At 50.4% G+C, this 16,532-nt stretch carries 13 protein-coding genes; 10 read left to right on the forward strand and 3 right to left on the reverse strand.

What is annotated here, in order from left to right:
- Positions 1–20: 20 nt before the first annotated feature.
- Positions 21–2,909, reverse strand: coding sequence for an excinuclease ABC subunit UvrA (gene uvrA, locus HW115_RS01565; protein ID WP_178930818.1), 2,889 nt, complete (start codon positions 2,907–2,909; stop codon positions 21–23).
- A 99-nt stretch (positions 2,910–3,008) separates the two neighbouring features.
- Between uvrA and HW115_RS01570 the strand changes: the two genes are divergently transcribed.
- From HW115_RS01570 to clpX, 7 genes are all read left to right on the forward strand, one after another.
- Positions 3,009–4,286 (forward strand): phospholipase D-like domain-containing protein, encoded by a 1,278-nt coding sequence (locus HW115_RS01570; RefSeq protein WP_178930819.1) that lies wholly within the window; start codon positions 3,009–3,011, stop codon positions 4,284–4,286.
- 147 nt (positions 4,287–4,433) lie between these two features.
- Positions 4,434–5,114, forward strand: a complete 681-nt coding sequence (locus HW115_RS01575) for a YiiX family permuted papain-like enzyme (protein WP_178930820.1) — start codon at positions 4,434–4,436, stop codon at positions 5,112–5,114.
- A gap of 69 nt (positions 5,115–5,183) precedes the next feature.
- The gene (locus HW115_RS01580) at positions 5,184–6,479 is read left to right on the forward strand and encodes an AI-2E family transporter (protein ID WP_178930821.1); all 1,296 of its coding nucleotides are present in this window, start codon (positions 5,184–5,186) and stop codon (positions 6,477–6,479) included.
- A gap of 148 nt (positions 6,480–6,627) precedes the next feature.
- A complete protein-coding gene (locus HW115_RS01585; RefSeq protein ID WP_178930822.1) occupies positions 6,628–8,787 on the forward strand; it encodes a protein-disulfide reductase DsbD family protein in 2,160 nt (719 codons plus the stop codon).
- Positions 8,788–9,027: 240 nt separating this feature from the next.
- Positions 9,028–10,371, forward strand: a complete 1,344-nt coding sequence (gene tig, locus HW115_RS01590; protein ID WP_178930823.1) for a trigger factor — start codon at positions 9,028–9,030, stop codon at positions 10,369–10,371.
- A gap of 65 nt (positions 10,372–10,436) precedes the next feature.
- The gene (locus tag HW115_RS01595) at positions 10,437–11,081 is read left to right on the forward strand and encodes an ATP-dependent Clp protease proteolytic subunit (protein ID WP_178930824.1); all 645 of its coding nucleotides are present in this window, start codon (positions 10,437–10,439) and stop codon (positions 11,079–11,081) included.
- Positions 11,082–11,254: 173 nt separating this feature from the next.
- A complete protein-coding gene (clpX, locus tag HW115_RS01600; RefSeq protein WP_178930825.1) occupies positions 11,255–12,526 on the forward strand; it encodes an ATP-dependent Clp protease ATP-binding subunit ClpX in 1,272 nt (423 codons plus the stop codon).
- 114 nt (positions 12,527–12,640) lie between these two features.
- Here clpX and HW115_RS01605 read toward each other — a convergent pair whose 3' ends face one another.
- Positions 12,641–12,853, reverse strand: a complete 213-nt coding sequence (locus tag HW115_RS01605; RefSeq protein WP_178930826.1) for a hypothetical protein — start codon at positions 12,851–12,853, stop codon at positions 12,641–12,643.
- Between the two features lie 21 nt (positions 12,854–12,874).
- The gene (locus HW115_RS01610) at positions 12,875–13,483 is read right to left on the reverse strand and encodes a hypothetical protein (protein WP_178930827.1); all 609 of its coding nucleotides are present in this window, start codon (positions 13,481–13,483) and stop codon (positions 12,875–12,877) included.
- Positions 13,484–13,815: 332 nt separating this feature from the next.
- Here HW115_RS01610 and tal point away from each other — a divergent pair, with 332 nt between their 5' ends.
- The 3 genes from tal (at position 13,816) to HW115_RS01625 (ending at position 16,479) form a co-directional block, all read left to right on the forward strand.
- On the forward strand, positions 13,816–14,784 hold the full coding sequence (gene tal / locus HW115_RS01615; protein ID WP_178930828.1) for a transaldolase: 969 nt from the start codon (positions 13,816–13,818) through the stop codon (positions 14,782–14,784).
- A 186-nt stretch (positions 14,785–14,970) separates the two neighbouring features.
- Positions 14,971–15,405 (forward strand): nucleoside-diphosphate kinase, encoded by a 435-nt coding sequence (ndk, locus tag HW115_RS01620; RefSeq protein WP_178930829.1) that lies wholly within the window; start codon positions 14,971–14,973, stop codon positions 15,403–15,405.
- Positions 15,406–15,615: 210 nt separating this feature from the next.
- A complete protein-coding gene (locus tag HW115_RS01625) occupies positions 15,616–16,479 on the forward strand; it encodes a succinate dehydrogenase cytochrome b subunit (protein ID WP_178930830.1) in 864 nt (287 codons plus the stop codon).
- Positions 16,480–16,532 lie beyond the last annotated feature (53 nt).

Consider the following 16,532-nt stretch of genomic DNA (forward strand, 5'->3'; position numbering starts at 1 on the left):
AGGAAGCCTCTGAGGTGAAATCAAGTGGTTGAGCCGGACTTGAGCCATGCTCCGGTCCGGGATGCCGGCATCTGAGCTAAATCGTCTGGAGTTCCAGCCCCCACCACTTGCCCGCCGTGTTTTCCCCCTCCAGGCCCAAGGTCAATGACCCAGTCCGCCGAGCGGATCACATCAAGGTTGTGTTCGACAATCACGAGGGAATTGCCGTCGTCACGGAGTCGTTTCAACACCTTCAACAAGATCCGGACATCGTTGTAGTGCAGGCCGGTTGTCGGCTCATCGAGCAGATAGAGGCAATGCCCTTGATTAGGCTTGGAGAGTTCATCTGCAATTTTGACTCGTTGGGCCTCGCCTCCGGACAGACTATTGGCCGCTTGCCCCAGGTGGACATACCCCAGCCCCACATCACACAAGGCTTGAAGAATGCGTTTCAGTTTGGGGACGGGATCAAAAAACGAGCTGGCTTCTTCCGCTGTCATTTCCAAAATTTCCGCAATATTGCGACCCTTGTAGGTGACTTCGAGCGTTTCACGGTTGTATCTTTTTCCGGAACAGGCGTCGCAGGTGACGTAGGCATCACTCAGGAAATGCATGTCGATCCGAATCTGTCCGTCACCCTGGCATTTTTCACAGCGCCCTCCTTTCATATTGAAGCTAAACCTCCCCGCCTGATACCCTCGTTGTCTGGATAGCGGCAGCTTGGCAAACAATCCTCGAATCAAATCAAAGGCCCCGGTATAGGTTGCCGGATTAGACCTAGGACTACGTCCCAGAGGCTTTTGATCAACGACAATCATCTTATCCAGTGACTCCAGACCTTCGATCGATTCATGCTCCCCGGGCTGCACATTGGAATGGTAAAAATAGCGAGCCAGTGCACGACGCAAAATGTGATCAATCAGGGTGGATTTTCCGCTACCACTCACTCCTGTGACGAGCACCATCATCCCCAAGGGGATCGAAACATCCATACCTGCCAAATTATGTTCCCGGGCCCCGCGGATTATCAGTTCGCCAGTGGGTGCTGGTGTGGGTGTGGGCGCTGGCCCGGGGGCGGATTCTGTAGTGTCCACACCGCTAAGCCATTGCCCTGTGATTGACTCCTTGTTCGCTATGACTTGCTCTGGAGTGCCTGCAGCTAGAAGGCTCCCTCCATGACTCCCCGCCCCGGGGCCGATGTCAATGAGCCAATCCGCAGCTCGTATGGTATCTTCGTCGTGCTCAACGACCACCACCGTATTCCCAATGTCTCGAAGCCGTAACAACGCTTGAATCAAGCGTCTGTTATCCGCTGGGTGGAGTCCGATGCTGGGTTCATCCAATACGTAGATGACCCCTGAGAGCCCGGCCCCTATCTGGGTGGCGAGCCTGATGCGCTGACTCTCACCGCCCGACAAGCTGTTGCTCGGGCGATTGAGGTTGAGATAAGAAAGCCCCACTTCATCGAGAAACTCCAAACGCCGCAATATTTCATGCATTACGCCCTGGAGAGCTTCCCCTTTGTTTCCTGGAAGCTCTTGTCCCTTTAAGACACCCAATGCGTCCTCTACCGATAACGAACACAGCTCATGGATATTCAGGCCTTTCTGACGGTCGACCTTGGACTCCGGGTCGGGGAGCCGGACGGCCAAAATTTCAGGTTTTAGCCGTTGCCCGGCACAGCACGGGCATTGCTTAGCTCTCATGAAGCGGTTCATGCTCTTCCGCACCGCGTTGCTTTTACTTTCGCGGGCAAAGCGTTCAACCGTGTGACATAAGCCTTCAAAAGCTTTTCGGTGTGGGAGCTTGTAACCCTCTTTTTCCCACATCGTTTGAATTTCCTTTTCTCCCGTGCCATAAAAGAGCGCCCGCTTGAAATGTTCTGGGAGCGAGGAAAATGGAGCCTCGACATTCGCTCCCAGGGTTTCGGCCAAAGCTTGGATTTTCTTTCCCTGCCAGGATTGCTTTTTTTTGCTGCCTTTCCAAATAGCCACAGCCCCTCCGGTAATGGACTTCGTAGGATCCGGCACGATCAGCCCGGGGTCACAGGACAGTTCCGTCCCCAATCCATGACAATGGGGGCAAGCCCCCACTCTCGAGTTAAAGGAAAAATGCTTCGGGGAAATTTCTGGCATTTCAAAGCCGGTTTCCGGGTTTCGGTAACTGGTCATGAAGACCTGATCACTCCATGAATTGTCACCTGGCCGCATCACGGATGCGATGAGCTGGCTACCACACATCCTAAGCGAGGCTTCCACGGAGTCAGCAAGCCTGCTTTCCACCCCTTCCCTGATTGCCAAGCGATCGACCACCACCTCGAACTGGTGAATTGAAACAGCTTCATCATGATGGATTTCATCTAACTCATGAACTTCTCCATTGATACGAACTCTCACGTAACCTTGTTTTTGCAGGGACGTCTTCAAGCTGGAAAAATCTCCCGTCTCGCTAAGCGGGACCGACGCCAGAAGCATGAGTTTGCTTTTCTCCGGCAGGCGGCTCAGGGAGCGAACAATCTCAAGACTTGTCAGCTTTTCGAGTCGCTGCCCTGTTGCAGGGTCATGAGGCACTCCAACCGCAGAAAAAAGAACTCGCAAATAGTCATAAATTTCGGTTGATGTGGCGATCGTAGATCTGGGATTACTTACCCCATTGCGTTGATCAATTGCAATCGCCGGACTAAGCCCCTCAATGGAATCGACATCCGGCTTATCGAATTGATCAAGAAACTGCCGAGCATAGGAACTCAAACTCTCGACATAGCGCCGTTGCCCTTCGGCGTAGAGTGTATGGAACGCCAAGGACGATTTACCACTTCCACTGGGGCCGGTGATCACCGTCAGTTTCCCCCGAGGGATCGAGACCTCGATATTTTGCAAATTGTGTTGGCGGGCTCCCTTGATTTGTATCTCGTCCACAAAACAAGCCATAGCCTTGCGTTGGAGAATTTCCAATCATTCTTTCATTTGCATCCTACCTAGCAACTGCTTGTCACCTCATGATCACATGCTTATAATGTGCACTCACCCATGCCAATAGAGACGAACACCTCCAAGTCACTTCTGCATCTCCTTCATCTGATTGTTGTTCTGGCGCTGGCTGCCTGCTCACCCGGATCAAGATTGGCAAAACAACATCCTATCCGCCCGGATGCCCCGGTTGGAACCGAGTCTTTTAAACAAGCAGTATCGGAAGTTGTTGGGGCGGACTGGATCTCAGGAAACAAGGTCACCTCTCTGGTCAATGGTGAGGCCTTTTTTCCGGCGATGCTCGAGTCCATCAAAAACGCAAAACGAACGATCACCTTTGAAACCTACGCCTATATTAATGGCACGGCGGCATACACCTTCACCCAAGCCTTGTGTGAACGCGCGCGCAAGGGGGTGAAAATCCATATGATTCTCGATTCGGTTGGATCGATTGAAATGGGACAGGCAAATATCGATCAACTGCGAACTGCTGGGGTTGAACTTCACTTCTATCACCCCTATTCCATTCTCAGACCCTTGCGTTACAATACCAGAGATCATCGTAAAATCATGGTCGTTGACGGCAAAATTGGCTATATCGGTGGATGTGGTGTGGCGGATGCTTGGACCGGTGATGCCAAAACGCCCAAACATTGGCGTGAAAACCACTACAAGGTGACGGGCCCTGTGGTGGCACAACTGCAACACGCATTCCACGACAACTGGGTTAGAGTAAGCGGTCAAACACTGTCGGGTCCGGCATATTTTCCCAAGCTTCGGCCAACCGGGCCACACCTTGCCCAATGTTTTATTTCAGCCCCCAAGGATAACAACTTTTCCGTTCCTCACCTCTACCGTCAAGTAATTGCATCGGCGCGCCAGCATATCGTTATTGAAAATTCCTATTTCATCCCAGACTCGTCGATCATGGATGAAATCTTTGCAGCCCGCAAACGTGGAGTGAAGGTGGAAGTTCTTGTTCCAGGGGAACATATCGACGCTTGGCCGGTCAGAAGTCTTGCCAGAAGTTATTACGAACGCCTGCTCAGGCACGGCATCACCATCCATGAATACCAACCAACAATGATGCACTGTAAAGTGTTAGTGGTCGATTCCCACTTTGTTTCGATAGGCTCCGCCAATTTCGACCCTCGTTCGATGTATATCAATGATGAGGCCAATTTGAATGTCTTGGACCGTGGGTTTGCACGCCAGCAATTAAAGCTCATCGAGAAGGATAAAAAAGCGTGCAAGGAAATCACGAACCCTCCATCACGATGGAATCCACTCACGCTTCCACGGAGGTTGGTGGCTCAGTTGCTAGCCCCCCAGCTATAACTTGCTGGACCTCGTGCACAAAAAACATCCCTCGATCGAACACGCTCAGCCTGAAGAAAGGTCATGCTCACCGGAAAATAGAAAAAATGACATATTGTGAAAGATTGCTTGATTCGTTTACGTGTGGCGATTTAGTGTCTATTCGTTATGTCTCACTCTTTACCCCCTCACTCCGGCATTCGCACGTTGCTAACCGGACTCTCTCTTCAACTATTGATTATTCTCACCGCTTTTTGTGGAGAAAAAAATGGGCGCCCCTACCTACTGCAGGACGGAGATATTGTGTTTCAGAGTTCGAATGACGTTCAGTCCAAGGCGGTCAAAGCGGCGACTCGGTCACAATGGTCCCACGTTGGACTCGTCTTTTTTCATAATGGCAAGCCATGGGTTCTGGAGGCTGTCCAACCCGTCAAAACGACTCCACTAGCTGATTTTATTGCACGCAGTCCAAAATCATTTCACGCGATGCGATTAAAAGATGCCGCTCAGCACATCAACCGGAAAAGTTCGCAAAAAGCCCGGCAGTATGCACAGCGACAGTTAGGCAAAAACTACGACCCTTATTTCAAGTGGTCCGAGGATCAAATGTATTGCTCCGAGCTTGTATGGAAAATCTACAAATACGCAACTGGCATTGAGCTATGCAAAACGCGCCCCATGAGTTCCTACAATTTCCACCACCCAGATGTGCAACCAATTATCAAACAGCGCTATGGCTCAATAAGTCAATTACCTCTTAATGAAGCCATGGTTGCCCCGTCTGACCTCGCTGAATCCCCCCTGCTTATGGAGGTTCCCCGGTTGAATGCCAAGATTTCAAAAAACTAACGGCAGCTATAAAGTCTAGGCTATTTTACCATCGCCAATCACGGTTTTCCTTCTATCTTCGGCTGCGTGATGCCCAAATACCCATCAGACTTTCAACGCAAAACACTGTGGAACGCCCTGACTGGGCTGGCAATCCTTGTTATCGGACTGCTCTTGTCGTGCCTTATTTGGATAACCGGCAAAGTATTCGGAGTTCTCCAACCTGTGCTTGTCCCATTGGTTGTCGCCGGTATCGTGGCCTACCTACTCGACCCTCTCGTTTCTTGGTTCCAAAAAAAGGGTCTATCTCGACTGAAGTCCGTGATTGTTGTCTTTGCATCATTTCTCATCCTGATTGGGGTCATGGCCTGGCTTGTTGTCCCCCCTATCGTTTCCCAGGTAAGCAACGAACAAAAACGCAATGAGTTGATTGAGAACACCGGAGCTGCACTTGTAAAAATCAAAGAAGTCCCCTGGGTTCACCACTGGCTGGAAAAGGCTGAAACCCAAAAGGCTCAAAATGCCCTCGACCAGGCCAATGGCGAGAACCCTCCTGCCGAGCCTGAAGCCTCTGCCGAACTGCAGTCGGATCATGGGGTTCCCTTTATGGAAACCCGAATGGCCGCGCTACTTCCTGACAACATCGTTGCGACCTCAGCAGGTTGGGTTAAAGGAGGTACAAGCAAAGTGCTTGGTTTTCTGGGGCTTGTCCTGGGATTCGCCATGATGCCGATTTACCTCTACTATTTTCTGAAGGAAAGTTCCGGAATCAAAGCCCACTGGCACGAATACGTGCCACTCAAGGCGTCTCATTTTAAAACCGAAGTGGTTGACACTTTGAGCGAAATCAACGGCTACCTCATTTCCTTTTTCCGAGGGCAATTGCTCGTCGCGGTGATTGACGGCATGCTCGTTGGGATCGCCCTTTGGCTGTTCGGCTTACCATACGGACTGGTCATTGGTCTCTTTATGGCCTTTGTCGGCGTTATCCCCTACATCGGCAATATCCTTTGTCTGATTCCAGCATGCATTATTGCCTATGTGCATTTTGGACAGGAAAGTAATCAGTTTTTCCTCGGGCATAATCCATGGATTTATGTGGCCTCTGTGTGTGCGATTTTCTTTATCGTGCAGCAGATCAACTCATTGGTCACGGCTCCGAAAATTGTCGGGGATTCGGTTGGTCTCCACCCGATGACCGTTATATTTTCGATGCTTTTCTGGTCGATTCTCCTTGGAGGCTTTATCGGAGCGCTTCTTGCCGTTCCGCTGACAGCCGCGGTGAAGGTTTTATTCCGACGCTATATCTGGGAGCGGCGTATTCAGGAGTCTCCGCTAGGCGGAACCCCGCAGAAACCAGACGATGCCGAGGAAGTGAGTGCTTAAATCCCACTTGATCTCATAGATTATGGGCGGTGGAAGTTTTTATCAGGTTCTTTTTTTAAGGAAGAAATCGGGTCTGTTACGCTCACACACCAACAAGTCTGATGGCTTATGCCCACCGCTAAGCACGATTGAACAACCTTCAACAACCATGATTCACCGCTCGCCACTCGCTCAACTTCGTTACCTCGCCTCGATCTTTGCACTTGCGGCACTTTGTATTCTGCCAGTTTCAGCACAGTTCGATCCCTTCTCTGATGGCTTAGAGGAAAAGGAAAAAACCGAGGCGGCCTTGATTTCGGAAGTCAGCAAAGTAGCCCCAGGAGAACGGTTTTTCCTCGGAGTTCGCCTGAAACATAGCGAAGGCTGGCATTCTTACTTCAAAAACCCGGGAGGTCCGGGGCTTCCTTTGGAATTTGACTGGAAACTGCCCGAGGGGTTCAGCTTGGTAAAACTGCATTGGCCGACCCCCCATTTATACAGCAGCGCGGGAATCCAGTTTTATGTCTACGAAGGTGAATACACCCTGCTTGCTGAAATTCAGGCACCGGCAAATACTCAGGCTGGCAAGGAGATCCGTGTAGGTGTTAGCCCAACCTGGCAGCTTTGCGACGACAAAGGGTGTGATCCGCCTCAGTCAAAAGACTTGGAAATTACAATTCCACTGGCTGAAACCACAGAGAAGGATGCCGAGCAGGTTGCCTTTTTTAAAAAGGCGAGAGAAGCGCTTCCAGTCAAAAATATCCCATGGGAGCTATCGGTAAGTGAACAAGGCGGCTCCTATATTTTCGAACTCACCCCGAATACCGAAACGCCTCAAGAGCTTACCGACCTTTATTTTATTAGCTCTGATCAACAAAGTAACGGATCCAGCGCTCAAAAATTGACGAAAAATGACGATGGGACCTACACCCTGACGGCGAGCAAGGCGAAAGAAACCGGCAATGGTGCCGAAGTCATCCACCACCCTCATTTATCAGGTATTCTCTACAATGATGCAGGGTGGAATGGTGCGGCGAAAGGATTCATCGTCGATGAACTTGAGATAACCAAAAAACCACTGGAAGCCGCAGGTATTGGAAAGTTGCTGGGGATTCTCGGAGGAATGCTGATCGGCGGACTAATCTTAAACCTGATGCCCTGTGTGTTCCCTGTCATCGGGTTGAAAATCATGGGCTTTGCCCAGCAGGCTGGCGAAGCCAAAAGCAAAGTGGTCTTGCATGGTGTCGCTTTTGCCGCCGGCGTCTTGATTTCCTTCTGGGTGATCGCAGGTCTCCTGCTCTCACTGCGCAATAAGGCACTGGATGGCTCGGGTGAAGATGTTGGTTGGGGGTACCAACTACAAAACCCCTTCGTCGTTCTGACTATTTTGCTGCTGATGTTCATTCTGGCACTCAATATGTTCGGGGTCTTTGAAATTGGCACCAGTGCCACAGGCGTAGGTGGAAAGCTTCAAAGCAAGCAAGGGCTGCAGGGCTCTTTTTTCAGTGGTGTTTTGGCCACGGTCGTAGCGACCCCATGTTCGGCTCCCTTTCTCGGGGCAGCCATTGGGGCAGCCTTCGCGCTACCGAATGTCCAATTCATGCTATCATTTACGGCCATGGCACTTGGTCTAGCTCTCCCCTACCTCTTTTTATCCATCTTCCCCCACTTGGTGGAAAAACTGCCCCGCCCCGGCCCGTGGATGGAAAGCTTCAAGCAGGGAATGTCTTTTTTACTCTTTGCCACTGCTGGCTACCTGCTCTGGATCTATGTGGCGCAAACCGGCATGGACTACATGCTGAATGTTGTGCTTGGCCTGAGCATCATCGCCATGGCCCTGTGGGTTTACGGTCGATGGAACTTACCGCACAAGAGCGGCAAAGCGCGGAATATTGCCCGGGGGCTGACACTCGCAGGTTTGGCTCTTGGTCTCTTTGCCTGCTGGCCTCCGGACACCAGTAATAAGATCAAATGGGAGAAGTGGAGTGAAGCCAAAGTGGAACAACTCTTGGAAAACGACACCCCGGTATTTGTCGATTTCACAGCCACTTGGTGTGCCACCTGCCAAGTGAATAAAAAAACAGCCTACACCGATGAGGTCGTCGATCTCTTCAAACGTTATGGGGTGGTTGCCTTGAAGGCAGACAAAACAAGCCCGGACCCGGAAATTGAGAAGAAACTACAGGAGCTTGGCCGCACCGCCATCCCCGTCAATGTTCTCTACATCCCTGGGGTGGAGGAACCGATCATCACTCCTGAAATTCTGACGCCCGACTATATGAAGCGTTTGATCACCGAGAATCTGGAAAAGCCTGACAGCGCTGAATAAACCGTTGCAGCGGATGCCAGATCAAGGGCGAACTCATGATCAGAAGACGAGCTCTCCACGGCGCCGGATGAGCTTAAAGAGAAAGCAGCGCATGCCTCTGCTTTTTTCTCGTTCCCTGTGGTGTAGATTCGGTGTCATGGTTCTTGACTCCACCGGTCCTCCCCTCTAGCTTGCCGCACCTCGGACGCGCCATGGTGCGGTTCCCGATGCCCATTTTTAACCGATACCCATCATTTCATTATGAACATCACTGTCGAAAAACAACCAGAATGCACAGCCACCCTGCGTGCGGAATTCCCAGCTGACCACGTCTCATCCGAGCGTAAAAAAATCGTCAAAGGTTATGCTAGCCAAGCCAAGATCCCCGGATTCCGTCCCGGCAAAACTCCCGTTTCCGTGATCGAGAAGCGCTTTGGTGATGCAATCAAAGAAGAGCTTGAATCCCGACTGATCAACGATGCTTGCTCCGGTGCAGTCAAACAGGAAGAAGACCTGAAGGTGCTTCAGTTTAAAAACCCTGAGTCCATCAACCACAATGATGACGGAACCTTTGCTTTTGTGATGCCTCTTATTCTCGCTCCCACTTTTGAGCTTCCGGAATATAAAGGAATCGAAGTCAAGCTTGCTTCAGCCGAAGCAAGCGAAGAAGAAATTCAGCGCGAACTCGATGGAGTGCTTGAGCGTTATGCGGATTACAAGGAGATTGAAGATCGGCCGTTACAGACCGACGACATCGCCGTAATCGACTTCACTTCCACACTGGAAGGCAAGCCTCTTGAGGAAGCGCTCGGAAAACCTGCAGGTATCCTTGGTGGCAAGGAAGATTACTGGGTCCGCATTCAGGAAGACGCCTTTTTGCCAGGCTTCAGCGAACAGCTTGAAGGTGCCTCCATCGGCGACTCACGTGAAGTTACCTGTGCCGTGGGCGACGACTTCCCCTTGGAAGATATTCAGGGTAAAGAGCTTGTCTTTGCTGTCACCGTCAAAGGCATCAAGGAGCAAAACCTACCTGAACTGGACGATGCTTTTGTTGCCGACACCCTGCAATTTGGTGAAGGCAAAACTGTGGATGACCTCAAGGAGCTCATCTCTGATCAGGTGAAGATGCAAAAAGAACGCCAGATCGAAGAAAGCAAGGTCAACCAAATCGTCGAGCAACTGATCGAACGTGTGGACTTCGAACTGCCCCAAGAGTTGGTCACAGCCGAAGCTCAGGGCAGCGCCGATGACATGGTCGCCCGTGGCGCCCAGGCTGGTCTGAGTGATGAAGAAATTGAAGCACAACAAGCTGATATTATCGCCACCGCTCAAATCCAGGCACGCAACAATCTCAAGACGAACTTTATCCTACAGGAAATTGCAGCCGCAGAAGACATCAGTGTCAGCGAGCAAGACCTGCTCCAGAGAATCTCCGCCATGGCCCAGCAAGAGAAGAAGCCCGTCAAGTCCTTCATCCGCGAGTTGCAGAAGTCAGGTCGCATCAACGGTCTGCAAAATTCAATGCTGATAGGAAAAGCAATCGACTTCCTGGTGGAAAATGCTCAGATTGAAGAACTGGCGAACGAAGAAGAAGCTGAGGCTTAATCAGCCGGTTTTTTCCTTTGTCCCGGTCATTCACCATTTATCCATTAACTCATTTGCAACTATCCATGGATTCAAATCCTCAAAACAACTACTACATCCCCACCGTCATCGAGTCCGATGGCCGTGGGGAACGCGCCTTTGATATCTACTCCCGCCTGCTAAAGGATAGGATCATTTTCATTGGCACCGGCATCGATGATGGCGTCGCGAACTCCGTGATCGCCCAATTGCTGTTCCTGCAGATGCAGGATCCCAAAAAAGATATTCATATCTACATCAACTCCCCAGGTGGCTCGGTGACAGCAGGACTTGCTATTTACGACACCATGCAATTCCTGACCTGCGATGTGAACACCTACTGTATCGGTATCGCAGCATCCATGGGAGCCGTTTTGTTGACTGCCGGGACCAATGGTAAACGCTTCTGCCTGCCAAATTCCCACGTCATGATTCACCAGGTGTCCGGTGGAGCCCAGGGAACGGCAGCGGATGTCGAGCGAACCTTCGGATTCATGATTGATCTGAAAAAGCGTCTCAACACCATCCTTTCGAAGCATACCGGCAAAACCGAGAAGCAAATTGAAAAAGATGCCGATCGAGATAATTACATGTCCGGCAAGGAAGCTACAGCCTATGGCTTAGTAGATAAGGTGCTGGAAAATCGCAAGGAACTCCCCGACGGAGCATCCTCCGATGACGCAAAAAAGTAAGACAAACGCTCTGATTTAAGCTATCATCGGGGTGTCCGGCAGAATCCATCTGTCTGACACCCCGTTTTTTGGCAAAGTCCATTTCTGGATGTTCAAAAGTCATTTCCCCGCCGCACACATTTCAACATCGATCTCCCTACACCTCGCCCAATCTATTCTTCATCAAACTCATCATGGCACGTTCAACCAATCTCACCATGTGCTCCTTCTGTGGCAAAAGTCACTCAGAAGTGAAAAAGCTAATTGCCGGCCCCGCTGTTTATATCTGTAACGAATGCATCGAAGTTTGTTCTTCGATCATGGAAAAAGAACTCAGCCAAGCCAAAAGCTCCTTTCCTGAGGCTAGTATTGACCAAAATACCATCCTGACCCCCGCCGAGATCTCCGCCAAGCTCGACGATCATGTCATCGGTCAGGAAACAGCCAAAAAAGTCCTTTCCGTCGCTGTCTACAATCATTACATGCGACTCGGACAAGGGCAAATCGACACCGCTCCCGAATTCTCAGAGGTCGACATCGAAAAATCCAATATTCTGATGCTTGGGCCAACCGGATCAGGCAAAACTCTGCTGGCCCGCACTCTGGCAAAGGTGCTCGATGTTCCCTTTACCATCGTAGACGCCACCACCCTCACGGAGGCTGGTTATGTAGGCGATGACGTAGAAAACATCATCCTGCGCCTACTTCAAACAGCTGACTTTGATGTCGAAAGAGCTGAGCGAGGTATTATCTACGTTGATGAAATCGATAAAATCGGTCGAACCACCCAGAATGTTTCCATTACCCGCGATGTCTCGGGTGAAGGCGTTCAGCAAGCGCTGTTGAAAATCCTCGAAGGAACCGTCTGTAACGTCCCGCCACAAGGTGGACGCAAACACCCGCAGCAGGAATATATCCAGGTCAACACCGAGAAGATTCTTTTCGTCTGCGGTGGTGCCTTTGTCGGGATAGACGACATCATCAGCCGTCGACTCGGGAAACACGTTCTCGGATTCCATGAGGAAGGAGAATCCGCAGATCAAGTCAACGACGCTGAGCGTTTGCTCGAAAAAGCAGAGCCTGAGGACCTGCTGCACTTTGGCCTGATCCCGGAATTCATCGGCCGCTTGCCAATTATTTCATCGCTTCGCCAGTTGACGACAGATGAGCTTATCGAGATTCTTACCCAACCAAAGAACGCCTTGATCAAGCAGTATACAAAACTGCTCGCCATGAGCGGAGTGAAACTCAAAGTCACCAAAGACGGATTGCACGCACTCGCAGAAGAAGCCCTGAAACGAGGAACCGGAGCTCGCGCACTGCGGTCTATTTTTGAGAAAATCATGCTCGATGTGATGTATGAAGTCCCCAGCCGGAACAACATCGCCTCAGTCACCATTAACCGTGGCGTCGTCGAAGGTAAACGCGCGCCCATAATGCGTAAAAAACGAGCCGATGCTGCTTAAGTGGGGCGGGCTCGTCTCCCACTTCCTTTTGGCGAATCAAAAAGCCAACAAAAAATTGCCACTCCCGAGCTGGGAATGGCAATTTTTTTATGAGTGTGATCGTTGTCTGACCGATTAGTCGGATGAGGCAACGCGGGTGATTTTCTTTTCTTTGTGAATCTTTAACACGCTAGGCGTGTTGGCAACGGTTTTGATCACCTTGTCATCAAGGACAACCTCTACCGCAATGCCAATAACGTGATCGATCCGGCGACCACCTTCAGAGAAACCGTTCTGGACATAATAGATATCTTTTTGACGACCGTCAAAAAGGCCGGGGAGGTCCAAATCCCCGTCATCGATGCTACATCATCCACCGCCGCCGCCACTTGGGACTGGTGGGGCTGTTCCTTTTTTACTGGCTCGGACAATATCAATCTTGGCCGTTTGTAAGGTGCTGGTGTCCTGACCGTAAATTTTATCAAACACAAGAACACCTTTGGCTACCTGCGGCGTATGCTTGGGACCTCCCGGTTTGAGAGTGCCCACGCAATAATAGTAATGATAACGCAACTCCAATTCCTCAACCGGTGTTTTGCTCCTATTGTAAACCGTGATGTCAAAGTAGGTAGGAACGGCTGAAGTCCGAACCAAACCTTCCTTGCTGCGAATCGACTTTTCCTTAATCTCCTTGAATGAGACGCTGACGTCTTTGCTCACTGCCAAGGTGTCCTGGTTGTCGAGCACGTATTTCTGGTCATCATCAGACAGCAGGTCGATATTGAATCGCTTCTCATTGCCTGAGGCGAGCCTCACTGTGACAACTTTACTCTTACTGTCATAGCCGGTCAGCAGACCGCTGAATGACTTGTCTTTGCTAGCGCTTCGGAATGTCCGCTCTTCAAGGGCCTGACCGGGTAGGATCAAGGCCGCGAGCGATAACATACACAAACATCGCTTTTTTAGTGTGTATTTCATAGGTGTATGAAGAATATTGCAGCAATCTATCAAATCCGACAAGGTGTTTTTTATGGTTTAAAAAAAATACCAGTTCATCTGGAGGATGAAGCGGGTCCAAAAATGCACCTGCTTGTTACTATTGACCATAGGGCATAGCGTCTAGTTTGTGTCAGGCATGAAGCGATGATTCCCACAACCCAATGAATTCGTGCAATTAATCACAGGGCCTCGCCCGTTCATTTGATCGAGGATTTTTCATGCTGTGGCGAGCCAAAAGCTTCGTAAAATTTATCTCCAGTCGACACATCCTCCTTGCATGAATAGAGGCAGGCGATATGAATGCCTCTGTCATGAGCACCGCTAATCATCTCGACCAACTTAAGCAGTTCACCACCGTCGTTGCCGACACCGGTGATTTCGCCAGCATGGAGGAATACCAGCCACAGGATGCGACCACCAACCCATCACTTATCCTTCAAGCGGCATCCAAACCGGAATATCGTCCCCTCGTAGAACAAGCCATTTCCGAACATCAATCATCGGAACTGAAGGGCAGTGCTCTGGTTGAAAGCGTTATCGACCGGATCCTCATCCTCTTTGGGGTGGAAATTCTCAAGATTGTGCCAGGTCGGGTTTCAACCGAGGTCGATGCCAGACTCTCTTTTGATACAGAAGGAACCGTCGAAAAAGCGAGACAGTTGATTGACCTATATGAAAAAGAAGGCGTCAGCCGAGAGCGGATCCTCATTAAAATTGCAGCTACCTGGGAGGGTATCCGAGCTGCTGAAGAACTCGAAAAAGATGGCATTCACTGTAACCTCACCCTTCTTTTCTCTTTTGCCCAGGCTGTCGCATGTGCCGAAGCCGGCGTTCAGCTCATTTCACCATTTGTTGGCCGTATTTACGACTGGTATAAAAACAAAACAGGGATCGACTACCAAGGCGGCGATGATCCGGGAGTGCAATCCGTGCAGAAAATCTACAACTACTATAAAAAATTCGGCTATCAAACAGAAGTGATGGGAGCCTCTTTCCGCAATACGTCTCAGATTACAGGCTTGGCAGGCTGCGACCTCCTCACCATCAGCCCCAGATTACTTCAAACGCTTCAAGATACAGAAGGCGAGCTCAAGGCCAAGTTGACACCTGAATCGGCAGCAGTGTCAGACTTGGGAAAAATCACCCTCGACGAAAAAGCCTTTCGCTTCATGTTTAACGAAGACGCCATGGCTACGGAGAAAACGGCCGAAGGGATTCGGAGCTTTTCAGCGGATATCGTCAAATTGGAAGAGCTCATTCAGAGCTTACTGACTAAGTAATCCACAATACACCCGTCTCACATTACAACGCCCGATCTGGATCAAGCCCAGATCGGGCGTTTTGCCTATTAGCGCATGGATTAGCTTCGCGAAAGGATAAAGACTTAGCATATGATCTGAAAAAAACTGCGTCATTTGCCGGATTCAGTATTGCAAATGCCCAGATGCAGGTCTACAGCCACCCGCATGTCCAAGGAAACCACTCTGATTCTACTCAAGCCTGATGCCATTGAGAAAAATATCGTCGGCCTGGTCCTCTCTCGTTTTCAAGAGATTGGCTTCAGCATTCACGGTATTAAAATGATGCAACTTTCAGAAGAGCTGTTGGCTGAACACTACTCCCATATTGCTGACCAGCCGTTTTTCCCTAATATCGTCAAATTCATGACCAGCACCCCCGTCATCGCCATTGCTTTCGAAGGTGAGAACGCCATTCGTCGTGCACGGGAACTGATGGGACCAACCAACTCCTTGGAAGCCCCCGCAGGAACCATCCGAGGAAACTACGGGCAGGACATGATGGTTAACGTGTGCCACGCCTCCGACGGACCGGAAGCCGCACAGGTTGAGTTGAAGCGCTTTTTCTCAAAAGACGAGTTGTTTACCTTCCCAGCTAAGTAGGCTTCCCCCTATCCCTTTCCCCCAAAAGGAGCCGCCCGATTTCATCGGGCGGCTCCTTTTTTATAGAAGGGGATCCAGGATTTGCTCTAGCTCAGCACGGCGCTGAGCATTCTATGCCATAGCTTACGCATAAATTCATATTATGGAATTCAGACCTTGCCAGTCGACACTCCAACAACTAATAATCGGCCAGCCAACGCTATATTTTTTATGAGCTCATCCACTTGTCTTCCCTGCCGCGCCCTCTGTCAATTTTGGCAATCCTCCATCGGTAAAAAACTTGTTGTCGCCCTCACAGGCGCCTTCCTTGTGTTGTTCCTCGCGGGACACCTTGTAGGCAACATGTTAATTTACCAAGGTTCCGAAGCCTTCAACCACTACGCCCATTTTCTTCACACCATGTTGCACGGCTGGGGAATCTGGCTGTTCCGCCTCACTATGCTTGCCGCGCTTGGACTGCACATTGTCGCCACGGTTCAACTGGTGAAAGCCAACCGTGCCGCCCGACCATCACGCTACCAGGCAGATGATACCATGGTTGCATCCAAATCCTCACGGATTATGATCTACAGCGGTCTGACGATTCTCGTCTTTTTTGTCTTCCACATCCTCCATTACACCGTCCGCGTCACTGGAGACCTGAAAGTGCTCGCTGAATTCGGTCAAAACTGGGCCATGACAGTGAAAGGATTCCAGAACCCGATCGTGGTGATTTTCTATGTGCTCGCCATGGGGCTGCTTTGCTCCCACCTCAGCCACGGGGTTGCATCGATTTTCCAAACCCTCGGCTTGCGTTCCCGCAAGACTGAAGGATTGATTTCATTACTCTCGAAAGGCTACGCCATCGTCCTCTTCGTTGGTTTTTCCTCCATCCCAGTGGCCTGCCTGTTTGGGTTCGGAAAAAAAGAAATGAACACCACCACTGAATTGGTCGATACCCTGCAGAAGAAAGGATACTGCGAACTGCCTGAATTACTCGAAGGTAGAAACCTGACCGAATACGCCAGAGAAATCGAGCTTGCTCCTTCGATCAAGAAGAAGTCCGGCTGCAGTTCATGCCCTGATTGCAAGTAATTCCGACAAGCAACTGAAGATTCCTAAATCACTCTTTCCTCAACCATTACCCT

This window comes from Oceaniferula marina (genome assembly GCF_013391475.1).
GTDB lineage: Bacteria > Verrucomicrobiota > Verrucomicrobiia > Verrucomicrobiales > Akkermansiaceae > Oceaniferula > Oceaniferula marina.

Bases quoted from the DNA above. Each gene is read 5' to 3' on its own strand.
- HW115_RS01570 (WP_178930819.1), top strand. From the start codon at position 3,009: ATGCCAATAGAGACGAACACCTCCAAGTCACTTCTGCATCTCCTTCAT.
- HW115_RS01585 (WP_178930822.1), top strand. From the start codon at position 6,628: ATGATTCACCGCTCGCCACTCGCTCAACTTCGTTACCTCGCCTCGATC.
- tal (WP_178930828.1), top strand. From the start codon at position 13,816: ATGAGCACCGCTAATCATCTCGACCAACTTAAGCAGTTCACCACCGTC.
- HW115_RS01625 (WP_178930830.1), top strand. From the start codon at position 15,616: ATGAGCTCATCCACTTGTCTTCCCTGCCGCGCCCTCTGTCAATTTTGG.
- HW115_RS01595 (WP_178930824.1), top strand. From the start codon at position 10,437: ATGGATTCAAATCCTCAAAACAACTACTACATCCCCACCGTCATCGAG.
- HW115_RS01580 (WP_178930821.1), top strand. From the start codon at position 5,184: ATGCCCAAATACCCATCAGACTTTCAACGCAAAACACTGTGGAACGCC.
- uvrA (WP_178930818.1), bottom strand. From the start codon at position 2,909: ATGGCTTGTTTTGTGGACGAGATACAAATCAAGGGAGCCCGCCAACAC.
- HW115_RS01575 (WP_178930820.1), top strand. From the start codon at position 4,434: ATGTCTCACTCTTTACCCCCTCACTCCGGCATTCGCACGTTGCTAACC.
- ndk (WP_178930829.1), top strand. From the start codon at position 14,971: ATGTCCAAGGAAACCACTCTGATTCTACTCAAGCCTGATGCCATTGAG.
- clpX (WP_178930825.1), top strand. From the start codon at position 11,255: ATGGCACGTTCAACCAATCTCACCATGTGCTCCTTCTGTGGCAAAAGT.
- HW115_RS01610 (WP_178930827.1), bottom strand. From the start codon at position 13,483: ATGAAATACACACTAAAAAAGCGATGTTTGTGTATGTTATCGCTCGCG.
- tig (WP_178930823.1), top strand. From the start codon at position 9,028: ATGAACATCACTGTCGAAAAACAACCAGAATGCACAGCCACCCTGCGT.